Origin of the sequence: Methylobacterium sp. WL120 (genome assembly GCF_008039465.1) — a bacterium.
GTDB classification, from domain to species: domain Bacteria; phylum Pseudomonadota; class Alphaproteobacteria; order Rhizobiales; family Beijerinckiaceae; genus Methylobacterium; species Methylobacterium cerastii.
Genome location: NZ_VRUT01000099.1, coordinates 1 through 18,414, shown reverse-complemented (window position 1 = coordinate 18,414; position 18,414 = coordinate 1). Strand labels below are relative to the sequence as shown.

Genomic DNA, 18,414 nt, shown 5'->3' with positions numbered 1-18,414 from the left:
CCCTGGGCACGGCCGCCGCCGTATTCGCCGCCGCCACCGCCGCCGCGGCTGACCTGGCCGCCGCCCTCGTCGTCGGCACCCATCTCGCCGCCGCCGCCGCCGCGGCCGTCGAGGATCGTCATCTCACCGCGGAAGCGCTGCAGCACCACCTCGGTGGTGTACTTCTCGACCCCGGAATTGTCGGTCCACTTCCGGGTCTGGAGCTGGCCCTCGATGTAGACCTTCGAGCCCTTGCGCAGGTACTGCTCTGCCACGCGGGCGAGGTTCTCGTTGTAGATCACGACCGAGTGCCACTCGGTCTTCTCCTTGCGCTCGCCCGACGCCTTGTCCTTCCACGACTCGGAGGTCGCGAGGCGCAGGTTGACCACCGGGTCGCCGGAGCCGAGGCGGCGCGTCTCGGGATCGCGCCCGAGGTTGCCCACCAGAATGACCTTGTTGACGCTGCCCGCCATCGCTCTCTCCTTCGCCGTCGGATCTCACAGGGTCCGGTCTCACCGAGCCCGCGTGCGCCCTTCATGGGCCTCGGACCGGCCCCCGGCAACCGCTTGAGGGGCGCTTGTCCCCATCGTGCACACGCGCCGCCGGCACGATCATGTTCTATCTTTGTTCCCAACCGGCGGCAACTCGGCGCCGCGCGGACACGGCGCCGGATGCCAGCCTTTCGCGCTCAGGCGACGTGGACGACGAGCTTGCCGAAGTTGCGGCCCTTGAGCAGGCCGATGAACGCCTCCGGGGCGTTCTCCAGCCCCTCGACGACGTCCTCGCGGTACTTCACCGATCCGTCCGCGATCCAGCCGCCGACCTCGCGCTCGAACGCGTCGATCTGGCTGGCGAAGTCCCAGACGATGAAGCCCTGCATCCGCAGGCGCTTGGTCAGCACCGCGCGCATCAGGAGCGGCGAGCGGTCGGGACCGGGCGGCAGCTCCGTGGCGTTGTAGCCGGCGACGAGCCCGCAGACCGGCATGCGCGAGAAGTCGTTGAGCAGCGGCAGCACCGCATCGAACACCGCGCCGCCGACGTTCTCGAAGTAGACGTCGATGCCGTTCGGGCAGGCGGCGGCCAGCGCGCCGGGCAGGTCGTCGGAGCGGTGATCGACCGCGGCGTCGAAGCCGAGCTCGCGAGTGAGGTAGGCGCACTTCTCGGGGCCGCCGGCGATGCCGACCGCGCGTGCGCCCTTGATCCGGGCGATCTGCCCGACGAGGGAGCCCACCGGCCCGGCGGCGGCAGCGACGACGACGGTCTCGTTGGGCTTCGGCTCGCCGATGTTGAGGAGACCGGTATAGGCGGTCATGCCGGGCATGCCGAGGACGCCGAGCGCCGTCGTCGGCGGCGCCACCGCGGGGTCGACCTTGCGCAGGCCCTTGCCGTCGGACACCGAATAGTCCTGCCAGCCGCCGAAGGCCTGGACCAGGGTGCCGACGGGGAAGTCCGGGTGCTCGGAGCGCATCACCTCGCTCACCGTCCCGCCGGTCATCGGCTCGCCGATGCCGACCGGCGCGGCGTAGGATTTCGCTGCGCTCATCCGGCCGCGCATGTAGGGGTCGAGAGAGAGCCAGCGCGTGCGCAGCAGGATCTCGCCGTCGCGCGGCGTCGGGACGACGGCCTCCTCCAGGCGGAAGTTCTGCAGGGTCGGCTCGCCGTGCGGGCGCGCGGCGAGGACGATGCGGCGGTTCTTGGCGGCCATGCCGTGTCTCCTTGGGATGGAGGAATCGAGGCTCGTTCGAACGCTCATGTCGCAGCCGTGGCCGCCGATGTCACCGGCTGGCCTGATCCGCGTTTCCCGTTCGAACCCTCCCGTTCAGGGGAATAAGGACCATCATGCGCGTCGGATCCGGTCTCGCCCTCGCCAACGCGTTCGCAGCCTTCGCCGGATCCGGCGCGGCGGCCCAGGACCCGCTCGCGCGCTATCGCCAGGTCTCGCGGGTGCTCGTCCTGTCGGCGCCGGATGCGGGAGACCGCCGGCTCGTCGCGCAGCGCGCGACGATCGCCGCGGCGCGCGCAGGTCTCAGCGAGCGGGACCTCGTCGTGGTCGAGGCGGTCGGCGGAGGCGGCGACGCAGAAGCGATCCGGCGGCGGCTAGGCCTGCCGGCCGACGCGTTCCACGCGGTGCTCGTCGGCAAGGACGGGGGCGTGAAAATCACCGAGCCCGAACCGATCGCGCCGCAGCGCCTGTTCTCGACCATCGACGCCATGCCGATGCGCCGGGACGAGATGCGGCGGCAACGCTGAGCGGAAACGAAAAAGGGCTGCCCGCAGGCAGCCCCCTTCTTCGTCACGATCGGACGTGCCGCTCAGTAGCAGCGCTCGATCAGCACACGGCGGTAACCGTAAGGCGTCCAGCGCACCCGCGGAACAGTCACGCACTCGCCGCCGTAGCCGTAGCCGCCGTAGGCCGCCGGGGCGTAGCCATAGCCGTAACCCGGGTAGCCGTAGCCGCCATACCCGCCGTAGAGACCGCCGGCCGCCAGGCCGAGGCCGACGCCGAGCCCAAGACCGCCGAGCCCGTACCCGAGACCACGGCCGTAGCCGTAGCCGCGATACCCGCCGTAACCGCCGCGGTAGCCACCGAACCCACCGCGGTAGCCGCCGAAGCCGCCCCGGTACCCACCGAAGCCCGCACCACGGAACCCACCACCGAAGCCACCGCCCCGGAAGCCGCCGAAGCCGCCCCCGTGGAAACCACCGCCATGGAACCCACCGCCGAACCCGCGCGCTTCGGCCGAGGCCGGAAGGTAGGCGAGAGCCCCGACCATCAGCGTCGAGGCAAGAAGAAGACGCTTCATCTCATCAGCTCCAGAAGAGTCGTGTCCTTGACCCCCGTCACATCGAGAACGCCCAGCCGCCGACTTCGGTTCACGCTGCGACATCGGCGATCGACGCCCGGGCTTCGGGGTCCGGGCCGCTTGAAAACCGTCGCATTCTGAGGTGAGGAGGCGTGCGGCGGCCCCTTCAAGGGCTCGCGCGCGGTCAGGACCTCACGATGATGTTACGCCTCACCAAAGCTGCGGTCCTCGCGCTGATCGCAGTCTCGGCCGGCGGCGCCCACGCGGAGACGGCGCCGAATGAGACGTGCCGCCCTGTCCAGGCGCAGGGCGACAGCTTCACCGTATGCACCGTCGACCTCCGCCGCCAGCGGGTGCGCCTGTTCTGGCTCGGCGCGGACGGGTTGCCGTATTCCTCGCTCTCGACGCTTGCCGAGAAGCAGGGTCCGCGCCTCAGCTTCGCGATGAACGCCGGCATGTACGACAAGGGTCAGGCGCCGGTCGGGCTCTACGTCGAGGACGGGCGGGAAATGAAGGGCGTCTCGACCGCGAACGGGCCGGGCAACTTCCACCTCAAGCCCAACGGTGTGTTCTACGTGAAGGGCGAGCGCGCAGGCGTGCTCGACACCGGCCATTACCTCAAAGCCCGCATGAAGCCCGATTTCGCGACGCAATCCGGCCCGATGCTGGTGATCGACGGCCAGATCCATCCCAAGATCTCCGCTGACGGGCCGAGCCTGAAGATCCGCAACGGCGTGGGCGTCCGCGACGACGGACGGGTGGCGGTGTTCGCGATCTCGGAGCACCCGGTCACCTTCGGCGCCTTCGCCCGGTTGTTCCGGGACGACCTCGGCTGCCGCAACGCCCTGTTCCTCGACGGCAGCGTGTCGAGCCTCTACGCCCCCGCGCTGAAGCGCAACGACCTCAGCCGCCCGCTCGGGCCGATGGTCGGGGCCGTGCCGCGCTAAGAGGCGTCTGCCCCCGGCGGGTCGCATCCATGCGCAGGCCGTGCTCGGGGCGCAGCGTCACCCGGTGCAGCGGCGTCATCGGCGGATGGTCGTCCGGCATCCGGAACCGGACCGCGCGGACGACGTGGGCCAGCACGATCACCGCCTCCTGCACCGAGAAGCTCTGGCCGATGCAGACGCGCGGGCCGGCCCCGAACGGCAGGTAGGCGAAGCGCGGGATCGCGTCGCGGTTCGCCCCGAGGAACCGCTCCGGCACGAAGGCGTCCGGATCGTCCCACAGGGTGCGGTGCCGATGCAGCACGTAGGGCGCCACCAGCACCATCGATCCGCGCGGCACCTTGATGCGGCCGAGGCGGTCGTCGCGGATCGCCTGGCGGCTGAGAAACGGCACCGGCGGGAACAGCCGCATCGCCTCCTCCATCACCGCCTTGGCGAAGGGCAGCGCGTCGAGGGCGAAATCGCCCTCGCCCGCCGCGTCGACCTCCGCCTCCAGCCGCTCCCGCGCCGCGTCGTCCTTCGCCAGGCAGTACAGCGCCCAGGTCAGGGCGTTCGCCGTGGTCTCGTGGCCGGCGGCGATGAAGGTGATGATGTTGGCCTGCACCTCCAGGTCGGTGAGGCCCTTGCCGGTCTCCGGGTCCTGAGCCGCGAGCAGCAGCGTCATCAGGTCCTGCGGCGCGCCGCCGGCGGCGACCTGGGCCTTGCGCCTTGCCATCAGCGCCTCGACCACCTCGGCGAAGTAGCGCCCGGCCGGCCGCGCCCGCAGCCGGCCGAGCCGCGGCACGAAGTCGGGCACGCCGAACACGTCGAGGGGATCGATCGGCCCGACCGCCTCGAGGAAGCGCGTGATCGCGCGCCCGAGGGCGTCGGGATCGCCGGGCAGGCCTTGCGTGAAGATCGTCCGCTCCAGCACGTCGAGGGTGACGCGGGTCATCTCCAGCGCGACGTCGACCCGGGTGCCGTCCCGCCGGGCCAGGCGCCGCGCGAGCTTGGCGCCGGACGCGTTCATCGCATCCGAGAAGCCTTGCACCGTGCGCGCCGAGAAGATCGGCGCCAGCGTCCGCCGCTGCAGCTTCCAGGCGTCGCCCTCGGCGCTGAGCAGGCCGTTGCCGAGACCGGGGGCCAACACGCGGCGCTGCAGGTCGTCCTTGCGGTAGTTGCCGACGTTCTCGACCAGCATGTAGCGGATCAGGGCCGGGTCGCTGACCACGGTGATGCGGCCCATGGCGCCGTCGCCGGCCACCACGGGCGCGGTGAAGTGATCCTCCATCCAGGTGGTGATCGGGTTCTGCCGCGCCGCCTTGAGGAACGCGAACAGGCCCATCGCCGTGCGGCGCGGCGCCGGCACGGGCGGCCGGAAGCGGGCCGTCGCCGGCGCCGGCGTGTCGATCGCGATCGTCGCCGTCATCGACGCCATCCTTGTTCGCCGGGCGGGGGACAGCCCGCCGCGTTTGTCGAGGCGCGGCCGGAAAAGCACCTTCGCGATTTGCCGCCGCCTGTCGTAGGTAGGCTTCGCATTGCAGCAAACGTAGAGGCCACGATGTCGCCGCAGCCCGATACCGCCACCCGCACGGAATCCGACACCTTCGGGCCGATCGAGGTCCCGGCGCACCGGTATTGGGGGGCGCAGACCCAGCGCTCGATCCAGAACTTCAAGATCGGCACCGAGCACATGCCGGCGCCGCTCGTCCACGCGCTCGGCCTGGTCAAGCAGTCGGCGGCCCTGGTGAACCAGGATCTCGGCGGCCTCGACGCGAAGGTGGCCGAGGCCATCGCCGCGTCGGCGGCCGAGGTGGTGGACGGCCGCCACGACGACGAGTTCCCCCTGGTGGTCTGGCAGACGGGCTCGGGCACGCAGTCGAACATGAACGCCAACGAAGTGATCGCGAGCCTCGCCAACGAGCGGCTCGGCGGCCAGCGCGGCGGCAAGTCGCCGGTGCATCCCAACGACCACTGCAACCGCGGCCAGTCCTCGAACGACGTGTTCCCGACGGCGATGCACATCGCGGTCTCGCGCGAGATCACCGGCCGCCTGATGCCGGCGCTGACCCACCTTCATGCGGCGCTCGACGCGAAGGCGAAGGACTTCGAATCGATCGTCAAGATCGGCCGCACCCACCTGCAGGACGCGACCCCGGTCTCGCTCGGCCAGGAATTCTCCGGCTATGCCGCGCAGGTCGCGCTCGGCGGCTCGCGCATCGCGGCGACGCTGCCCGGCGTGCTGGCGCTGGCGCAGGGCGGCACGGCGGTGGGCACCGGCCTCAACGCGCATCCCGAATTCGCCGAGCGTTTCGCCGCCAAGGTCGCCGAGCTGACCGGCCTGCCCTTCACCTCGGCCGCCAACAAGTTCGAGGCGCTGGCGACCCACGACGCCCTGGTTTTCACCCAAGGGGCGCTCTCGGCGCTGGCCGCCGGCCTGTTCAAGATCGCGCAGGACATCCGCCTGCTGGCATCCGGCCCGCGCTCGGGCCTGGGCGAGCTGTCGCTGCCGGAGAACGAGCCGGGCTCGTCGATCATGCCGGGCAAGGTCAACCCGACCCAGTGCGAGGCGCTGACGATGGTCTGCGCCCAGGTGATCGGCAACGGCACCACGGTGAGCTTCGCCGGCAGCCAGGGCAACTTCGAGCTCAACGTGTTCAAGCCGGTGATCGCCAACGCGGTGCTGCAGTCGATCCGCCTGCTCGCCGACGCGGCGGTCAGCTTCACCGACAACTGCGTCGTCGGCATCAAGGCCAACGAGGACCGGATCGCCGACCTGATGAGCCGCTCGCTCATGCTGGTGACCGCGCTCGCCCCCTCGATCGGCTACGACAAGGCCGCCGAGATCGCCAAGACCGCGCACAAGCGCGGCACCACCCTGAAGGAGGAGGCGCTGCGCCTCGGCTACGTCACCGAAGCCGAGTTCGAGCGCGTGGTGCGTCCCGAGACCATGCTGGCCCCGAGCGCCGAGTAGGCGCCCGCTCGAACGGGAGATCGACGCGATGGCCGAGATCATCAACCTGCGCCAGACCCGCAAGGCGCGCCTGCGGGTCGAGAAGGACGCTAAGGCGGAGGACAACCGCATCGCCTTCGGCCGCCCGAAGAAGGCCCGGACCCTGCAGGAGCGCAAGACAGCCATCGAGGTCGCCCGCCACGAGGGCCACAAGCTCGTCGGGCCGGATTCGGACACGTGACGCGCCGTCCCTTCTCGACCCCGGTGCGAGCGACAGGATTCGCACATCGCTGCTTCTGGCGTTTCGATCTGCGCGCATCCCCTCGCCCCGCTTGCGGGGAGAGGGACGCGACGACCTCGTCGTCGTCGCGGCGAGGCGGCAGCCGACGGTGAGGGGGCCGATCCGGAGGAGGCTTTTTCGTTCGCGCGCCCTCACCGTCGCTTTGGCTTCGCCGACGCTAGCCGGCTGCACGACAAGGTGCAGCCGGGCCTCTCCCCGCACGCGGGGAGAGGGGGACCCGCGCGTCATCAGATGCCGTGACGAAATGGACGACTACCGTTTCCGGTGCGCAGGACGGAGAAGGCGCGCCCGATGACCATCACCAAGCGCTCGGTGATGATCGCCGGCCACCGCACCAGCGTGTCCCTGGAGGACCCGTTCTGGACGGCTTTGGGCGAGATCGCAGCGGCGCGCGAAAAGTCCGTCCAGGCGCTGATCGGCGCGATCGACGCGGAGCGGAACGGCCAGAACCTCTCCTCGGCGATCCGGGTCTTCGTGCTGGCGGCGTATCGCGAGCCGGCGGACGGACCCGTCGTCAGCGCCGGATGTCGCGAAGGCTGAGCGAAGCGGGGGCGCCGAAGGTCCGCCTGAAATCGTGGGCGAAATGGGCCTGGTCGGCGAAGCCGGCCGCATGCGCGGCGCCGGTGAAGTTGTTGCCGTCGATCACCGCACCGATCGCCCGGCGCATCCGCAGCCAGGCCCGATAGCGCCGGAACGGCACCCCGACGGCGCCGGTGAACAGGTGCTGGAACCGCGAGGCCGACAGGCCGACCGAGGCCGCGAGCGCCCCGGCCGACGGCGTCGCTTCGGGCTCGGCGAGCAGGCGGCGGATCGCCCGCGCGATCCGCCCGTCGATCCGCGGCTCCGCCTGCCGCCCCGCGAACGCGAGGAGGTCGGCGAGCGCCGGCCCGGCGGCGGAGGCGCCGTCGCGGTGCTCGAACAGGTCGCGCAGCGGCGTGGTCTCGCCGGCGGCGCCCAGGAGCGCGCCCGCGATCTCGCGGGTGCCGTGCAGGAGCGGCGTCAGCGCCTCGGCCCCGAAGCGGTCCGGCTCGAGGTAGAGCACGCCGAGCGGGTCGCCGCCGAGGTCGAGTTCGTGCACGCACCCGGCCGGGATCATCGCCGTGCGGCAGGTGGTCCAGTCCTGCGTGCCGACGCGCAGGCGGAAGTCGCCGTAGAGGCCTGCGAGGAAGACCGGCGCGCCGTGCTGGTGCCCCGCATTGTAGCGCAACGGCCCGGCGAAGAAGGTCGTCGCGCTGGCCACGTGCCAGAGCGGCCGCAACGGCCCGTCGTCGGCAGCACGTTCGTACAAGCGCCCGATCCCCCGCAGCCGATAGGCCTTCGCCCACGCCGCACAGTCTGCGGCCTCACGCGGGCGAAGGGAATGATTCGATGATCGAACGGACGCGCCGACAACTCGCCGCGACCGGCCTCGCCGCCTTGGCCGCCCCGGCGCTGCTGCCTCGGTCGGCGCGGTCCGAACCGCTCGGCCCGGCGACGCCGGCGCAGTACCGGTTCGCGCTCGGCACCTTTCGCGTGACGATGCTGCTCGATGCCGCCGGGATGATCGACGGCCCCTGGCCGATCGTCGGCGAGGACCGCCCCAAGCGCGAGGTCGAGGCCCTGATGCGCGCCAACCGCCTGCCGCCCGATCGCTTCCAGCCGGGCTTCACCCCGGTGCTGATCGAGACCGGGCGCGAGACCATCCTGTTCGACACCGGCAACGGCGCGGTCGGCTTCGTGCCGCCGCCGGCCGGCGGACGTCTGGTCGAGCGGCTGCGCGCGGCCGGCACCGCGCCGGAGGCGGTCGACGTCGTCGTCCTCAGCCATTGCCACACCGACCACATCGGCGGGCTGATGCGCGACGGGCACCCGACCTTCCCCAACGCGCGCCTCGTCGTCGGCGCGGTCGAGTACGATTTCTGGACCAAACCCGAGCGCCTCGCGTCGGAACCTTCGGGCAACGAGCACGCCTCGGCGCTGGTGTTCCGCGCCCACCTCCTACCGCTGGCCGCATGGACGCGCTTCGTGGATGCCGGGGACGAGATCGTTCCCGGCATCCACGCGCTCGCTGCCTACGGGCACACGCCCGGCCACCTCGCCTTCCACGTCGAGAGCGCGGGGCGGCGGATGCTGATTTGGGGCGATTGCGCCCACCACGAGGTCGCCTCGCTCGCCGAGCCGGGCTGGCACGCCCTGTTCGACATGGACAAGGGACAGGGCGCGGCCACGCGGCGTCGGATCTACGACATGGCGGCGACCGACGACATCGTGGTCGCCGGCTACCATACGTCGTTCCCGTCGCTCGGCTACGTCGCGCCGAGCGGCGCAGGCTATCGCTGGATCCCGGTCACCTACCAGCTCGAACCGTGAGGCCGGTCACTCGGCTGCTTGCAGCACCGGCTCGGCCGTCGCCTTGAGCGCCGCCGGCCGCGGGCCGCCGGTGGCCCAATCCAGCAGTTCCACCGTGTGGACGATCGGGATCGCGGTGCCCTTCCCGATCTGCGTGGCGCAGCCGATGTTGCCGGTGGCGATCACGTCGGGGCGCATCCGCTCGATGTTGGCGACCTTGCGCGCCCGGAGCTTGCCGGCGAGTTCCGGCTGCAGGATGTTGTAGGTGCCGGCCGAGCCGCAGCAGATGTGGCCCTCGGGCACGTCCTTCACCGTGAAGCCCGCCCGCTTCAGCAGGGTCTTGGGCTCCGTGCGGATGCCCTGGCCATGCTGCATCGAGCAGGCCGAGTGATAGGCGACGACGAGGTCGCTCTCGACCGTCGGCGCGATGTCGAGGGTGGCGACGAACTCGGTGACGTCCCTGGCGAGCGCCGAGACCCGTGCCGCCTTGTCGGCGTAGGCCGGGTCGTCGCGGAACATGAAGCCGTAATCCTTGATCGTCGTGCCGCAGCCGGAGGCGGTGACGAGGATGGCGTCGAGGCCGGCGCCGTCGGCTTCCGCGGTCCAGGCGTCGATGGTGCGCCGGGCCTGGGCGTGCGAGTCGTCCGTCCGGCCCATGTGATGGGTGAGCGCGCCGCAGCACCCCTCGCCTTCCGCGTGCACCACCTCGACGCCGTGGCGGGTGAGCAGGCGGATCGCCGCCGCGTTGAAATCCGGCCGCAGCACGCTCTGGGCGCAGCCGCGCAGCAGGGCCACGCGCTTGGGCGCGCCCTGCGCGCCGACGGCGGGGAAGGTCGCGGGCCGGTTGGTCGCCTCGCGGCCGGGCAGCGCGGCGGGGGCGAGGTCGAGCATCGCGGCGAGCCGGTTTCCGACCCGCGGCAGGCGCGCCACCAGGGGCCGGAACGGCGCACCGAGCTTGGCCGCCCACAACGCCGCCCGGAACCTCGCGGGATAGGGCAGCACGAAGGCCAGGAGCGCCCGCAGCGCGCGGTCGTCGAGCCGCCGGGAGAACGTCTGCTCGATATGGCTGCGGGCGTGGTCGACGAGGTGCATGTAGTGCACGCCCGAGGGGCAGGTCGTCATGCAGGACAGGCACGACAGGCAGCGGTCCACGTGCTTGACCACCTCGGCGCTCGCCGCCTTGCCGCCCTCCAGCATGTCCTTGATCAGGTAAATCCGTCCGCGCGGGCTATCGAGTTCGTCGCCGAGCAGCAGGTAGGTCGGGCAGGTCGCCGTGCAGAACCCGCAATGCACGCAGGTGCGCAGGATCTTTTCGGAGGTCGCCATCGCCGGGTCGGCGAGCTGGGCCAGGGAGAAGTTGGTTTGCATGGCGCGTTCTGGATGCGTCCTGTCTCGGGCCGATGGCGTCGGCCCCGTCGATCGATCGTCTCTGCCACCGTTTCGCGCCGCGCACGATGCGGCGGAGGGCCCGCGTCGGGCCCGGGCGCCTCAAACCTCGGCGTACATCCGCCCTGGGTTGAACACACCCGCGGGGTCGTGCGCCGTCTTGATCCCCTGCGTCACCCGCATCAGCGGCTGCGAGAGTGGCTGGAACACCGGCACGGCGGCGCGCACCGCATCGGGCGCCCGGATCAGCGTGGCGTGGCCGCCGTGCTGGCCGAGGGCGGAGCGGATCGCCTCCGCCCCGGCATCGCCCTCGGACGCGACGGCGAGCCAGACCAGGCCGCCGCCCCAATCGTAGAACCAGCGCGCCGGCATCGCGCGGCCGATCGCGGCGGCGAGCGCCGGGCCTCGGGTCGGCGCGGTCGAGAGCCGCCATACGGCCTCGGACGTTCCGGCGAAGGGCGTCACATCCCGGATCGTATTCCAGAGGGCGACACCCGGTTCGCCGTCCAGGATCTCGGCGGCGCCGAAGCGCTTCAGGAGCTTCTGCAGCTCACCGATCCGGTAGGCGAGCGAGTCCGAAAAGCCTTCGAGCCGCATCAGCGTGCGAGCGTCCGCGCCGTCGATGCCGGCGGGCAGGTGCGCCGCGCCGGTGAGCTCGAACGGCGAGCCGAGGGCGGCGGCGAGCGCAGCCACCGCGCGGGCGTCGTCGAGCCCGCGGAAGACCAGCGTCGCCACGCGCTCCTGCACCGGCAGCACCTTGAAGGTGACCTCGGTGAGGAGCCCGAGGGTGCCCCAGGAGCCGGCCATCAGCTTCACGAGGTCGAGGCCGGTAACGTTCTTCATCACCCGCCCGCCGGACTTGATCGCCTGGCCGCGACCGTTGACGAAGCGCACGCCGATCAGGCTGTCGCGGGCGGCACCGGCGTTGATGCGGCGCGGCCCGGAATTGTTGGCCGCCGCCACCGCGCCGAACGTCGGCTCACCTGTGCTGCCCATCAGGGCCCGGGCGTCCATCGGCTCGAACGGCAGCATCTGGCCACGGGAGGCGAGCATCGCCTGAACCTCCGCGAGCGGTGTGCCGGCACGGGCCGAGATCACCATCTCGGCGGGCTCGTAGAGGGTGACGCCGGAGAGCGCCCGCGACGAGAGCGTCGCCTCGTCCTGCGCCGGCCGGCCGATCCCGGCCATGGTGTCCCCGCCAACGAGGCGCAGGCGCTCGGAGCGGCCGGCGGCCGCGCCGACGATCTCGGCCGCCTCGCCCTCGTCGCGGGGCTCGTAGAATGGCATCGTTTCCTGCCCGGTCGCGTGTCTTTGCCGGATGCCTGTGGGCGGCACCCTTGTAGCCCCGATCATGCGGGATCGCGGCCGCGTTGCAAAGTGGAACCGCTCTACTCTGCCGCCACAGGATCGGCCGCCGCAGGATGCGCCGGGCGGAACCGGCCCTCGACCTGGCTGCGCAGGCCGGCGATGTCGAACAGCCATACCAGGCCCGCGTAGAGCCCGGCCCCGAGGGGCACGGCGACGCCGAGCGCCAGCGCCGGATCGAGATGGCGAAGCGGCGCGAGCGCCGCCACCATGGCGCCGCAGGCGGCGCTGGCCGCGAGGATCTCGTTCCAGGGCAGCGCGAGGCGGTCGCGGCCTGTGAGCGCCCGCACGGCGAGCCAGGCGAAGGCGGAGGCGAGCGCCAGCGTCTGGGCGAGGGCGACGCCGGCGCCGCCGAGCAGCGGCGGCAGGACGAGGAGGCCGAGGCCGTTGACCGCGAGCCCGGCCGCAGCCGCCGCGATCACCGGCAGGGTCCGGCGGCGGATCTGGAACACCGGGTTGATCGCGTAGAACATCATCGCGAGGCAGAACAGGCCGGGGATCAGCAGCAGCGAGTAGAGCGCGAACGGCCCGCGATAGGCCTCCGGCACCACCAACGCCTCCAGCGCCGGCAGCACCGCCCAGAACCCGACGGCGCAGGGCAGCAGCAGCGCGTAGACGGTGGCCGCGTTGGCCGCGACCTGCCGTTCGGCCGCCGCGCGGCCGTGCTGCTCCTCGGCCCGCACGGCGAGCTGGAACAGCAGCAGGTCGAGGGCCGTGCCGAGCATGGTGAGGCTGCGCGCGGTCACGTCGGCGGCGAGCGCGAAGTAGCCGGCTTCGGCGAAGCCGGCCTGCGCGGCGATGGTGCCGCGGTTGAGGAACGGCAGCAGCTGGTAGACGGCGTTGGCCGCGATCAGGGGCAGGCCGTAGCGCAGGAACAGGCTCCAGGTCTCGCGCCGGCGATGGTGCTCCACCGCCGAGGCCGGGTCGCGCAAGGGGTGGCGCAGGATCAGCACGGCGAGGAGCTGGCTCACCCCGGCGGCGGCGAGCACCCAGGCCGGCTGGCGCAGGTACCAGGCGGCCGCGGCCATCATGGCGAAGGCGATCACGTTCTTCACCGCGACCAGCCCGAGATAGAGCTTGCCGTCGAAGCGGGCGCGGGCGAGCGCGGCGTGATAGTCGAACACGCCGATGCCGAGCGCCGCCAGCATCGCACCGGACAGGATCGCGGCATGCCCGTCCGGCCCGTCGCCGAGCCCGAGGCCGGCCGCGACGGCCGCGGCGGCGAACAGCAGCACCGCGAGGATGGCGTAGGCGCGGTCGAGGCCGTGCCGGATCCACGGTTCGTCGAGGCGGACGCGCACCGAGTAGAACCGCGTCGCCGACAGGCGCAGCCACTCGAACAGGATGGTGGTGATCACCAGGGTGCCGGCGGTGGCCAGGGCGAAACGCCCGAAATCGGCCGGCCCCAGCAGCTTGGCGATGAGCAGGCCGAGGACGAAGTTCAGCCCGGCATTCATGACGAAGGCGGCGATCACGGCCATGGTCGGGCTTTCACGGGCGGGCTTCAAGGACGCTCGTCGCGGACGAACCGGCGCTCGCGGGCGCGGACCTGCATCCGTCGTCTAGCGCGGCGCCGGTAAGATTCCCTGAATCCGGCATGACGAGGGCGCCGCGGAACGGTTTGGCGCCGGACGCCGTTTCCGCGTCCGATCGAAACCTTTCCCCGGAGCCCCCGTCCGATGCGCATCCTCGTCCCCGCCGCCGCGATCCTCGCCCTCGCCGGCATCCAGGCCGCCACCGCCCAGACCACCGTGATCGAGCGCCGGGCGCCCGACACCGTCGTGGTCGACCGTCCGGCCACCGAGAGCAAGACGGTGGAGACCCGCGAGAGCAGCGACGGCTGTTCCACAAAGACGGTGACGAAGACCAACGACGAGGGCGACCGCAAGACGGTCAGCCGCGAGCGCTGCGACTGATCTTCCGGCTTCAGCCGCTCCGGCGCTGCCGGGGCGGCTCCTGCGTCGCGTCCGCCGCGTCGTCGGCGAGGGCGCGCTCGTAACACCACGCCTCCATGCCGTCCTCGTAATAGCCTTCGCGAACCTCGAAGCGCGTGTAGCCCCGGCGCTCGTACAGGCGCAGGCCGGCGCCGTTGTCGGCGCGCACCTCGAGGCGCAGCCGGGTGCAGCCGTGGCGGCGCGCCTCGTCCTCCACCGCCTGCATCAGCCGGCCGCCGAGGCCGAGCCCGGCGCGGGACGACGCCACCGCAATGGAGGAGAGCCGCGCGCTGCGGCTGTTGCGCCGCCGCTCCAGGGTGGCAGCCCCGACGAGGACGTTGGTCCCGTCCGCCTCGATCAGCAGGGCGACCAGAACCGTCATCGAGGGCGAGCGGATCGCGTGGCGGATCGCCCGGCGCTCGGCCCGGTCGGTGGAGAAGGTCGCGTTCTCCAGGGCGACCAGGGCGTCGAGGTCGTCCAGGCACGCGACCCGGACCTCCAGCTCGCCGTCGGCTTGCGGGTTCACGCGGTCACCCGCGACCGAATCGTCCGCCGTCTCACCCCGACCATGATGCCCGCCGCCCGCATTCCGCCGATTCCGATCCCGCGCCCCGGATGCCGCGGACCGGCAGGGCGTCGCCACCGTCGACCGGGGTGAGATGCCCGCACTTCACGCGCTTGGAAAGCCCGCCCGCGGACCGGCGCTGCGTTTTGGCAACAGGTCCCCGCAACACACGGGGATTCCCGCCGCTGCGGGCCGAATTCCGCTTGTGGTGGTGGTGCGCCGTTCGTATATGCGCCTTGCCCAATTTCGCACGTGCCTGTGGCCGCGTGTCGGTTGGTGGGCATCCGGCCAACTGCCGGACAGCCGCCAGGGGTCTTAAAGGATCGATGGTCGACAGGGTGGATCCCTCTCGGCCGGCATCCAGGTGGCGACACCGGACCCCGACAACAACCGGCAGCCGGAGGCGAAACCGGCGAACCCCGCTCTCCACGGGGGACGCAGCTTAAAGCAACGACGAACGGGCTTTTTTGGTCTCGTCGGCCCTCCAAAGGCCGGCACCGAAGAGGCTTGTTTCTCCTTGCCCGGCGTGCGGATGGGAAACCCCGTCCAATCCACGGCAGCCTCCGGGTGCTCGTCGCGCCCGCACGGATCGTCGCGTCTCCACAGCGCGGATCCGCGCGTCGCATCAGCCCCAGACGCCGGCGGTCCCTGAAGGGACCGTCACATCTTCGACGGCGCGCTCCCCCGTGGGCGGCCCCGCGAACCTGTGGGTTGGAACAGACATGACCGATCGCATCCGCGACTTCCTGCGCGTCCGCCGCGACCTCGGCCGCGACGAGGGCCCCGTGATGGTGCTCGACCTCGACGTGGTCCGCGACAACTACACCGCCTTCGCCCGCGCGCTGCCTGACACCCGCGTGTTCTACGCGGTGAAGGCGAACCCCGCCCCCGAGGTTCTGCGCCTCCTGGCCGAGATGGGCTCGTGCTTCGACACCGCGTCTGTCGCAGAGATCGAGATGGCGCTCGCCGCCGGCGCCACCGCGGAGCGGATCTCCTTCGGCAACACGATCAAGAAGGAGCGCTGCGTCGGCCGGGCGCTGCGCCTCGGCATCCGCCTGTTCGCGGTCGATTGCGAGGCGGAGGTCGAGAAGATCGTCCGCGCCGCCGAGGCCGCCGGCATCGAGGCCGGATCGGTGCAGGTGTTCTGCCGCATCCTCTGCGACGGCGCCGGCGCCGACTGGCCGCTGTCGCGCAAGTTCGGCTGCGAGCCGGAGATGGCCGTCGAGGTGCTGGAGCACGCCCACCGCCAGGGCCTGTCGGCCTACGGCGTGTCGTTCCATGTCGGCTCGCAGCAGGGCAACACCGAGGCCTGGGACGGGGCGCTCGCCTCCGCCTCGACGATCTTCCGCGAGTGCGCGCTTCGCGGCATCGGCCTGTCGATGGTCAACCTCGGCGGCGGCTTCCCGACGAAGTACCTCAAGCAGGTGCCGGGCGTGGAATCTTACGGCGATGCGATCTTCCGCGCGCTCACCAAGCATTTCGGCAACCAGCTGCCGGAGACGATCATCGAGCCGGGCCGCGGCATGGTCGGCAACGCCGGGCTGATCGAGGCCGAGGTGGTGCTGATCTCGAAGAAGTCGGCCTCGGAGAACGAGGTGCGCTGGGTCTACCTCGACATCGGCAAGTTCGGGGGGCTGGCCGAGACCATGGACGAGTCGATCCGCTACCCCGTCCGCACCGACCACGACGGCGACCGGATGAGCCCGTGCGTCCTCGCCGGGCCGACCTGCGACTCGATGGACGTGCTCTACGAGCGCGAGCACTACCCGCTGCCGGTCTCGCTCTCGATCGGCGACAAGGTGCTGATCGAGGGCACCGGCGCCTACACCACGACCTATGCCGCGGTCGCCTTCAACGGCTTCCCCCCGCTTCAGCAGATCGTGATCTGATCCGTGCCCCCGCCGCCCGCCGGCGGGGGTTTCCCTGATGCACCGCGCGTTCCGTTCGGCCGGCCTTCATCCGAGGGCCGGCATGACGGCGCCCGGTCCCACGCGTCACATCACGACGGGGCGGTCAAGGCCATGATCCAGATCCGGGCGGAGCACCATCACGACGTCGCGGCGCGCGAGCGCCTGCTCGATGCCTGCTTCGGCGCGAACCGCCGGGCCAAGACCTCAGAGCGGCTGCGCGAGGGGCGCCTTCCCGCCCGCGGCCTCGCCTTCGCGGCGACCCGCCACGGGCGCCTGATCGGGACGCTGCGCCTGTGGAACGTCGCGGCCGGCGCCTGCCCGGCCCTGCTGCTCGGCCCGCTGGCGGTCGACCCGGCGCTCCAGCGCCAGGGCCTCGGCCGGGTGATGATGCACGCCGCCTTGGGGCGCGCCGAATCCCTCGGCCACGGGGCCGTGCTGCTCGTGGGCGATGCGCCCTACTACGAGCGCTTCGGCTTCTCGCAAGCCCTCGCCGCCAACCTCACCCTGCCCGGTCCGTTCGCACGCGAACGCTTCCTCGGGCTCGAGCTGCGGGCCGGCGCCATCGACGGTGCCGAGGGCCTGGTCCGGGCGACGGGCCAGCTCGCCCCAGCGGAGTTGGGCTTGGCGGGCGCGGCCGACGGACGACGACGCGCCGCCTGATCGGGCGAGCGTCGTCACCGGCGTCCCCCCGCATCCCGAATGAACCGCCCCCCTCTCCCCGTGGGCGGGGAGAGGCTCGCACGGACCTCGTCGTGCAGCCGGGAAGCGGAGGCGAAGCCGAAGCGACGGTGAGGGGGAGCTTCCGGAAGAGCCTCATTCGGCGGCGCCCCCTCACCGTCGGCTGCCGCCTCGCTCTGCCGACGACGGGGTCGGCAAAGCCCTCTCCCCGCTGGCGGGGAGAGGGGATGCGCGCACAGCGAACCGCCAAACGCGGAGATGTGTGAATCCGGGTGCCAGCACGGGATTGGCGGCTGCACCTTACGACGCGAATCGAGACCAAGGAACCGAGACGCGCGCGCAAGAAATTCGCTTGGCTCAGCGACCGCCCGGCTCGATCGCCGGCAACTCGTTTGGGCCGAGCGCTCCGCCGGCGGCGGCCTGCGGGCCGGCGACGCCGCGGGCGCGGTTGGCCAGCGCCACGGTGAGCTTCTCGGCCGCGTCCGGCTGCATCAGCGCCAGCACCTCGGCCATCTTGCGCGGGTTCATCGCCAGGACGAGCGACACCAGCACCTCCTGCCCGAGGCGGTCGAAGACGCGGGCGGCGTCCTTCGGCTTCATGGTCTCGTACATGGTCACGAGGTTCTTCAGGCCGGCCTTCTCAGCGTCGGCCTTGGCCTTGCCGGCGGTGTCCACCTTGTCCTCGGCCTGCTTGAGGTCGCCGAGGCCGGTCTCGAGCTTGCGCTCGGCCTCGCCGAGCATCTTCTCGCGCAGTTCCAGCTCGTCGCTCTTCTGCTTCAGCGCGTCGCGCCGGGCGCCGAGCTTTTCGAGCAATGCGCGCTCCGTCAGCGAGACGGGCTCCGGCATCGGCGGCTGGGCCTGCGGCGGCTCGGGCGCCTTGGCCTCGCCCTTCGGCGCCTCCTTGGGCGTCACCGACCCGGTGGTGGTGGGGTCGAGCAGCTCGTAGCCGATGCGGGCCTTGGCGAGCACCTGCGCGAGGGCGGGCAGTTCGGGCGCGACCTGCGGCGTCTCCACGAACATCCCGACGAGCTTCAGCACCAGCAGGCCGGCGGCGGCGAGCGTGACCGCATCGATCATCCGCAGGCGCAGCGGACGGATCTGGCGCATCCGTGCCCGCGCAAGCGCGGTCAGCGCCTTCGCGTTGTTGGCTCCCCGGACGGCCTTGGCCGCGCGCGCGCCGTCGGCCGCAACGGGCACGGTTCGCGTCGGATCGGTCCGGGCGGGGGGCCCCGCACTCATGCGGCCCGGCTCCGCACCCGATGGAGGGCGCGCTCGGTCATGGCGAGGG

19 protein-coding genes and 1 pseudogene are annotated in these 18,414 nt (G+C 71.7%); 10 read left to right on the top strand and 10 right to left on the bottom strand.

The genetic code is table 11. From position 1 onward, the window contains the following. Positions 1-452 (bottom strand): single-stranded DNA-binding protein (ssb, locus tag FV229_RS17770; protein WP_147753238.1); only part of this gene is annotated, 452 nt, incomplete at its 3' end. 215 nt (positions 453-667) lie between these two features. Further along, on the bottom strand, positions 668-1,684 hold the full coding sequence (locus tag FV229_RS17765) for an NADP-dependent oxidoreductase (RefSeq protein ID WP_147753237.1): 1,017 nt from the start codon (positions 1,682-1,684) through the stop codon (positions 668-670). A 134-nt stretch (positions 1,685-1,818) separates the two neighbouring features. On the opposite strand from FV229_RS17765, the gene FV229_RS17760 reads away from it, so the two are divergent. After that, complete coding sequence (locus FV229_RS17760; protein WP_147753236.1) at positions 1,819-2,229, top strand: DUF4174 domain-containing protein; 411 nt, start codon at positions 1,819-1,821, stop codon at positions 2,227-2,229. Between the two features lie 62 nt (positions 2,230-2,291). Here FV229_RS17760 and FV229_RS17755 read toward each other — a convergent pair whose 3' ends face one another. Further along, positions 2,292-2,783, bottom strand: coding sequence for a hypothetical protein (locus FV229_RS17755; protein ID WP_147753235.1), 492 nt, complete (start codon positions 2,781-2,783; stop codon positions 2,292-2,294). A 197-nt stretch (positions 2,784-2,980) separates the two neighbouring features. On the opposite strand from FV229_RS17755, the gene FV229_RS17750 reads away from it, so the two are divergent. Further along, positions 2,981-3,730 (top strand): phosphodiester glycosidase family protein, encoded by a 750-nt coding sequence (locus FV229_RS17750; protein ID WP_147753234.1) that lies wholly within the window; start codon positions 2,981-2,983, stop codon positions 3,728-3,730. Here FV229_RS17750 and FV229_RS17745 read toward each other — a convergent pair. After that, entirely contained in the window at positions 3,687-5,135 is a 1,449-nt protein-coding gene (locus FV229_RS17745; RefSeq protein WP_147753233.1) for a cytochrome P450, read from the bottom strand. The genes FV229_RS17750 and FV229_RS17745 overlap by 44 nt on opposite strands. Before the next feature lie 132 nt (positions 5,136-5,267). Here FV229_RS17745 and fumC point away from each other — a divergent pair, with 132 nt between their 5' ends. From fumC to FV229_RS17730, 3 genes are all read left to right on the top strand, one after another. After that, positions 5,268-6,680 carry a class II fumarate hydratase gene (gene fumC / locus FV229_RS17740; protein WP_147753232.1) on the top strand — a complete coding sequence of 471 codons (1,413 nt, stop codon included), beginning with the start codon at positions 5,268-5,270 and terminating at the stop codon, positions 6,678-6,680. A gap of 28 nt (positions 6,681-6,708) precedes the next feature. Further along, complete coding sequence (locus FV229_RS17735) at positions 6,709-6,900, top strand: DUF4169 family protein (protein WP_147753231.1); 192 nt, start codon at positions 6,709-6,711, stop codon at positions 6,898-6,900. Between the two features lie 351 nt (positions 6,901-7,251). Continuing rightward, positions 7,252-7,500, top strand: coding sequence for a ribbon-helix-helix domain-containing protein (locus FV229_RS17730; RefSeq protein WP_147753230.1), 249 nt, complete (start codon positions 7,252-7,254; stop codon positions 7,498-7,500). On the opposite strand, the gene FV229_RS17725 is transcribed toward FV229_RS17730, so the two are convergent. After that, positions 7,475-8,248 carry an AraC family transcriptional regulator gene (locus FV229_RS17725; protein WP_147753229.1) on the bottom strand — a complete coding sequence of 258 codons (774 nt, stop codon included), beginning with the start codon at positions 8,246-8,248 and terminating at the stop codon, positions 7,475-7,477. The two genes, FV229_RS17730 and FV229_RS17725, sit on opposite strands and share 26 nt — an antisense overlap. 80 nt (positions 8,249-8,328) lie before the next feature. On the opposite strand from FV229_RS17725, the gene FV229_RS17720 reads away from it, so the two are divergent. Next, the gene (locus FV229_RS17720) at positions 8,329-9,309 is read left to right on the top strand and encodes an MBL fold metallo-hydrolase (RefSeq protein ID WP_147753228.1); all 981 of its coding nucleotides are present in this window, start codon (positions 8,329-8,331) and stop codon (positions 9,307-9,309) included. Between the two features lie 6 nt (positions 9,310-9,315). On the opposite strand, the gene glcF is transcribed toward FV229_RS17720, so the two are convergent. The 3 genes from glcF to FV229_RS17705 form a co-directional block, all read right to left on the bottom strand. Beyond that, entirely contained in the window at positions 9,316-10,656 is a 1,341-nt protein-coding gene (gene glcF / locus FV229_RS17715) for a glycolate oxidase subunit GlcF (protein WP_147753227.1), read from the bottom strand. A 120-nt stretch (positions 10,657-10,776) separates the two neighbouring features. Next, the gene (locus tag FV229_RS17710; RefSeq protein ID WP_147753226.1) at positions 10,777-11,961 is read right to left on the bottom strand and encodes an FAD-binding protein; all 1,185 of its coding nucleotides are present in this window, start codon (positions 11,959-11,961) and stop codon (positions 10,777-10,779) included. A 101-nt stretch (positions 11,962-12,062) separates the two neighbouring features. Beyond that, positions 12,063-13,520 (bottom strand): lipopolysaccharide biosynthesis protein, encoded by a 1,458-nt coding sequence (locus tag FV229_RS17705; RefSeq protein WP_147753240.1) that lies wholly within the window; start codon positions 13,518-13,520, stop codon positions 12,063-12,065. 198 nt (positions 13,521-13,718) lie between these two features. Here FV229_RS17705 and FV229_RS17700 point away from each other — a divergent pair, with 198 nt between their 5' ends. Then, positions 13,719-13,955 (top strand): hypothetical protein, encoded by a 237-nt coding sequence (locus tag FV229_RS17700; protein ID WP_147753225.1) that lies wholly within the window; start codon positions 13,719-13,721, stop codon positions 13,953-13,955. A 10-nt stretch (positions 13,956-13,965) separates the two neighbouring features. Here FV229_RS17700 and FV229_RS17695 read toward each other — a convergent pair whose 3' ends face one another. Then, positions 13,966-14,499: an N-acetyltransferase gene (locus FV229_RS17695; protein WP_147753224.1), complete on the bottom strand. Its 534-nt coding sequence runs from the start codon at positions 14,497-14,499 to the stop codon at positions 13,966-13,968. A gap of 761 nt (positions 14,500-15,260) precedes the next feature. On the opposite strand from FV229_RS17695, the gene FV229_RS17690 reads away from it, so the two are divergent. The 3 genes and pseudogenes from FV229_RS17690 to FV229_RS28155 form a co-directional block, all read left to right on the top strand. After that, positions 15,261-16,427, top strand: a complete 1,167-nt coding sequence (locus FV229_RS17690) for a type III PLP-dependent enzyme (protein WP_147753223.1) — start codon at positions 15,261-15,263, stop codon at positions 16,425-16,427. A 132-nt stretch (positions 16,428-16,559) separates the two neighbouring features. Continuing rightward, complete coding sequence (locus FV229_RS17685) at positions 16,560-17,108, top strand: N-acetyltransferase (RefSeq protein WP_147753222.1); 549 nt, start codon at positions 16,560-16,562, stop codon at positions 17,106-17,108. A gap of 50 nt (positions 17,109-17,158) precedes the next feature. Beyond that, a pseudogene (locus tag FV229_RS28155) lies at positions 17,159-17,355 on the top strand (hypothetical protein); the annotation flags it as partial. A gap of 128 nt (positions 17,356-17,483) precedes the next feature. Here the strand turns inward: FV229_RS28155 and FV229_RS17680 are convergent. After that, the gene (locus FV229_RS17680) at positions 17,484-18,233 is read right to left on the bottom strand and encodes a hypothetical protein (RefSeq protein WP_147753239.1); all 750 of its coding nucleotides are present in this window, start codon (positions 18,231-18,233) and stop codon (positions 17,484-17,486) included. Between the last annotated feature and the right edge of the window lie 181 nt (positions 18,234-18,414).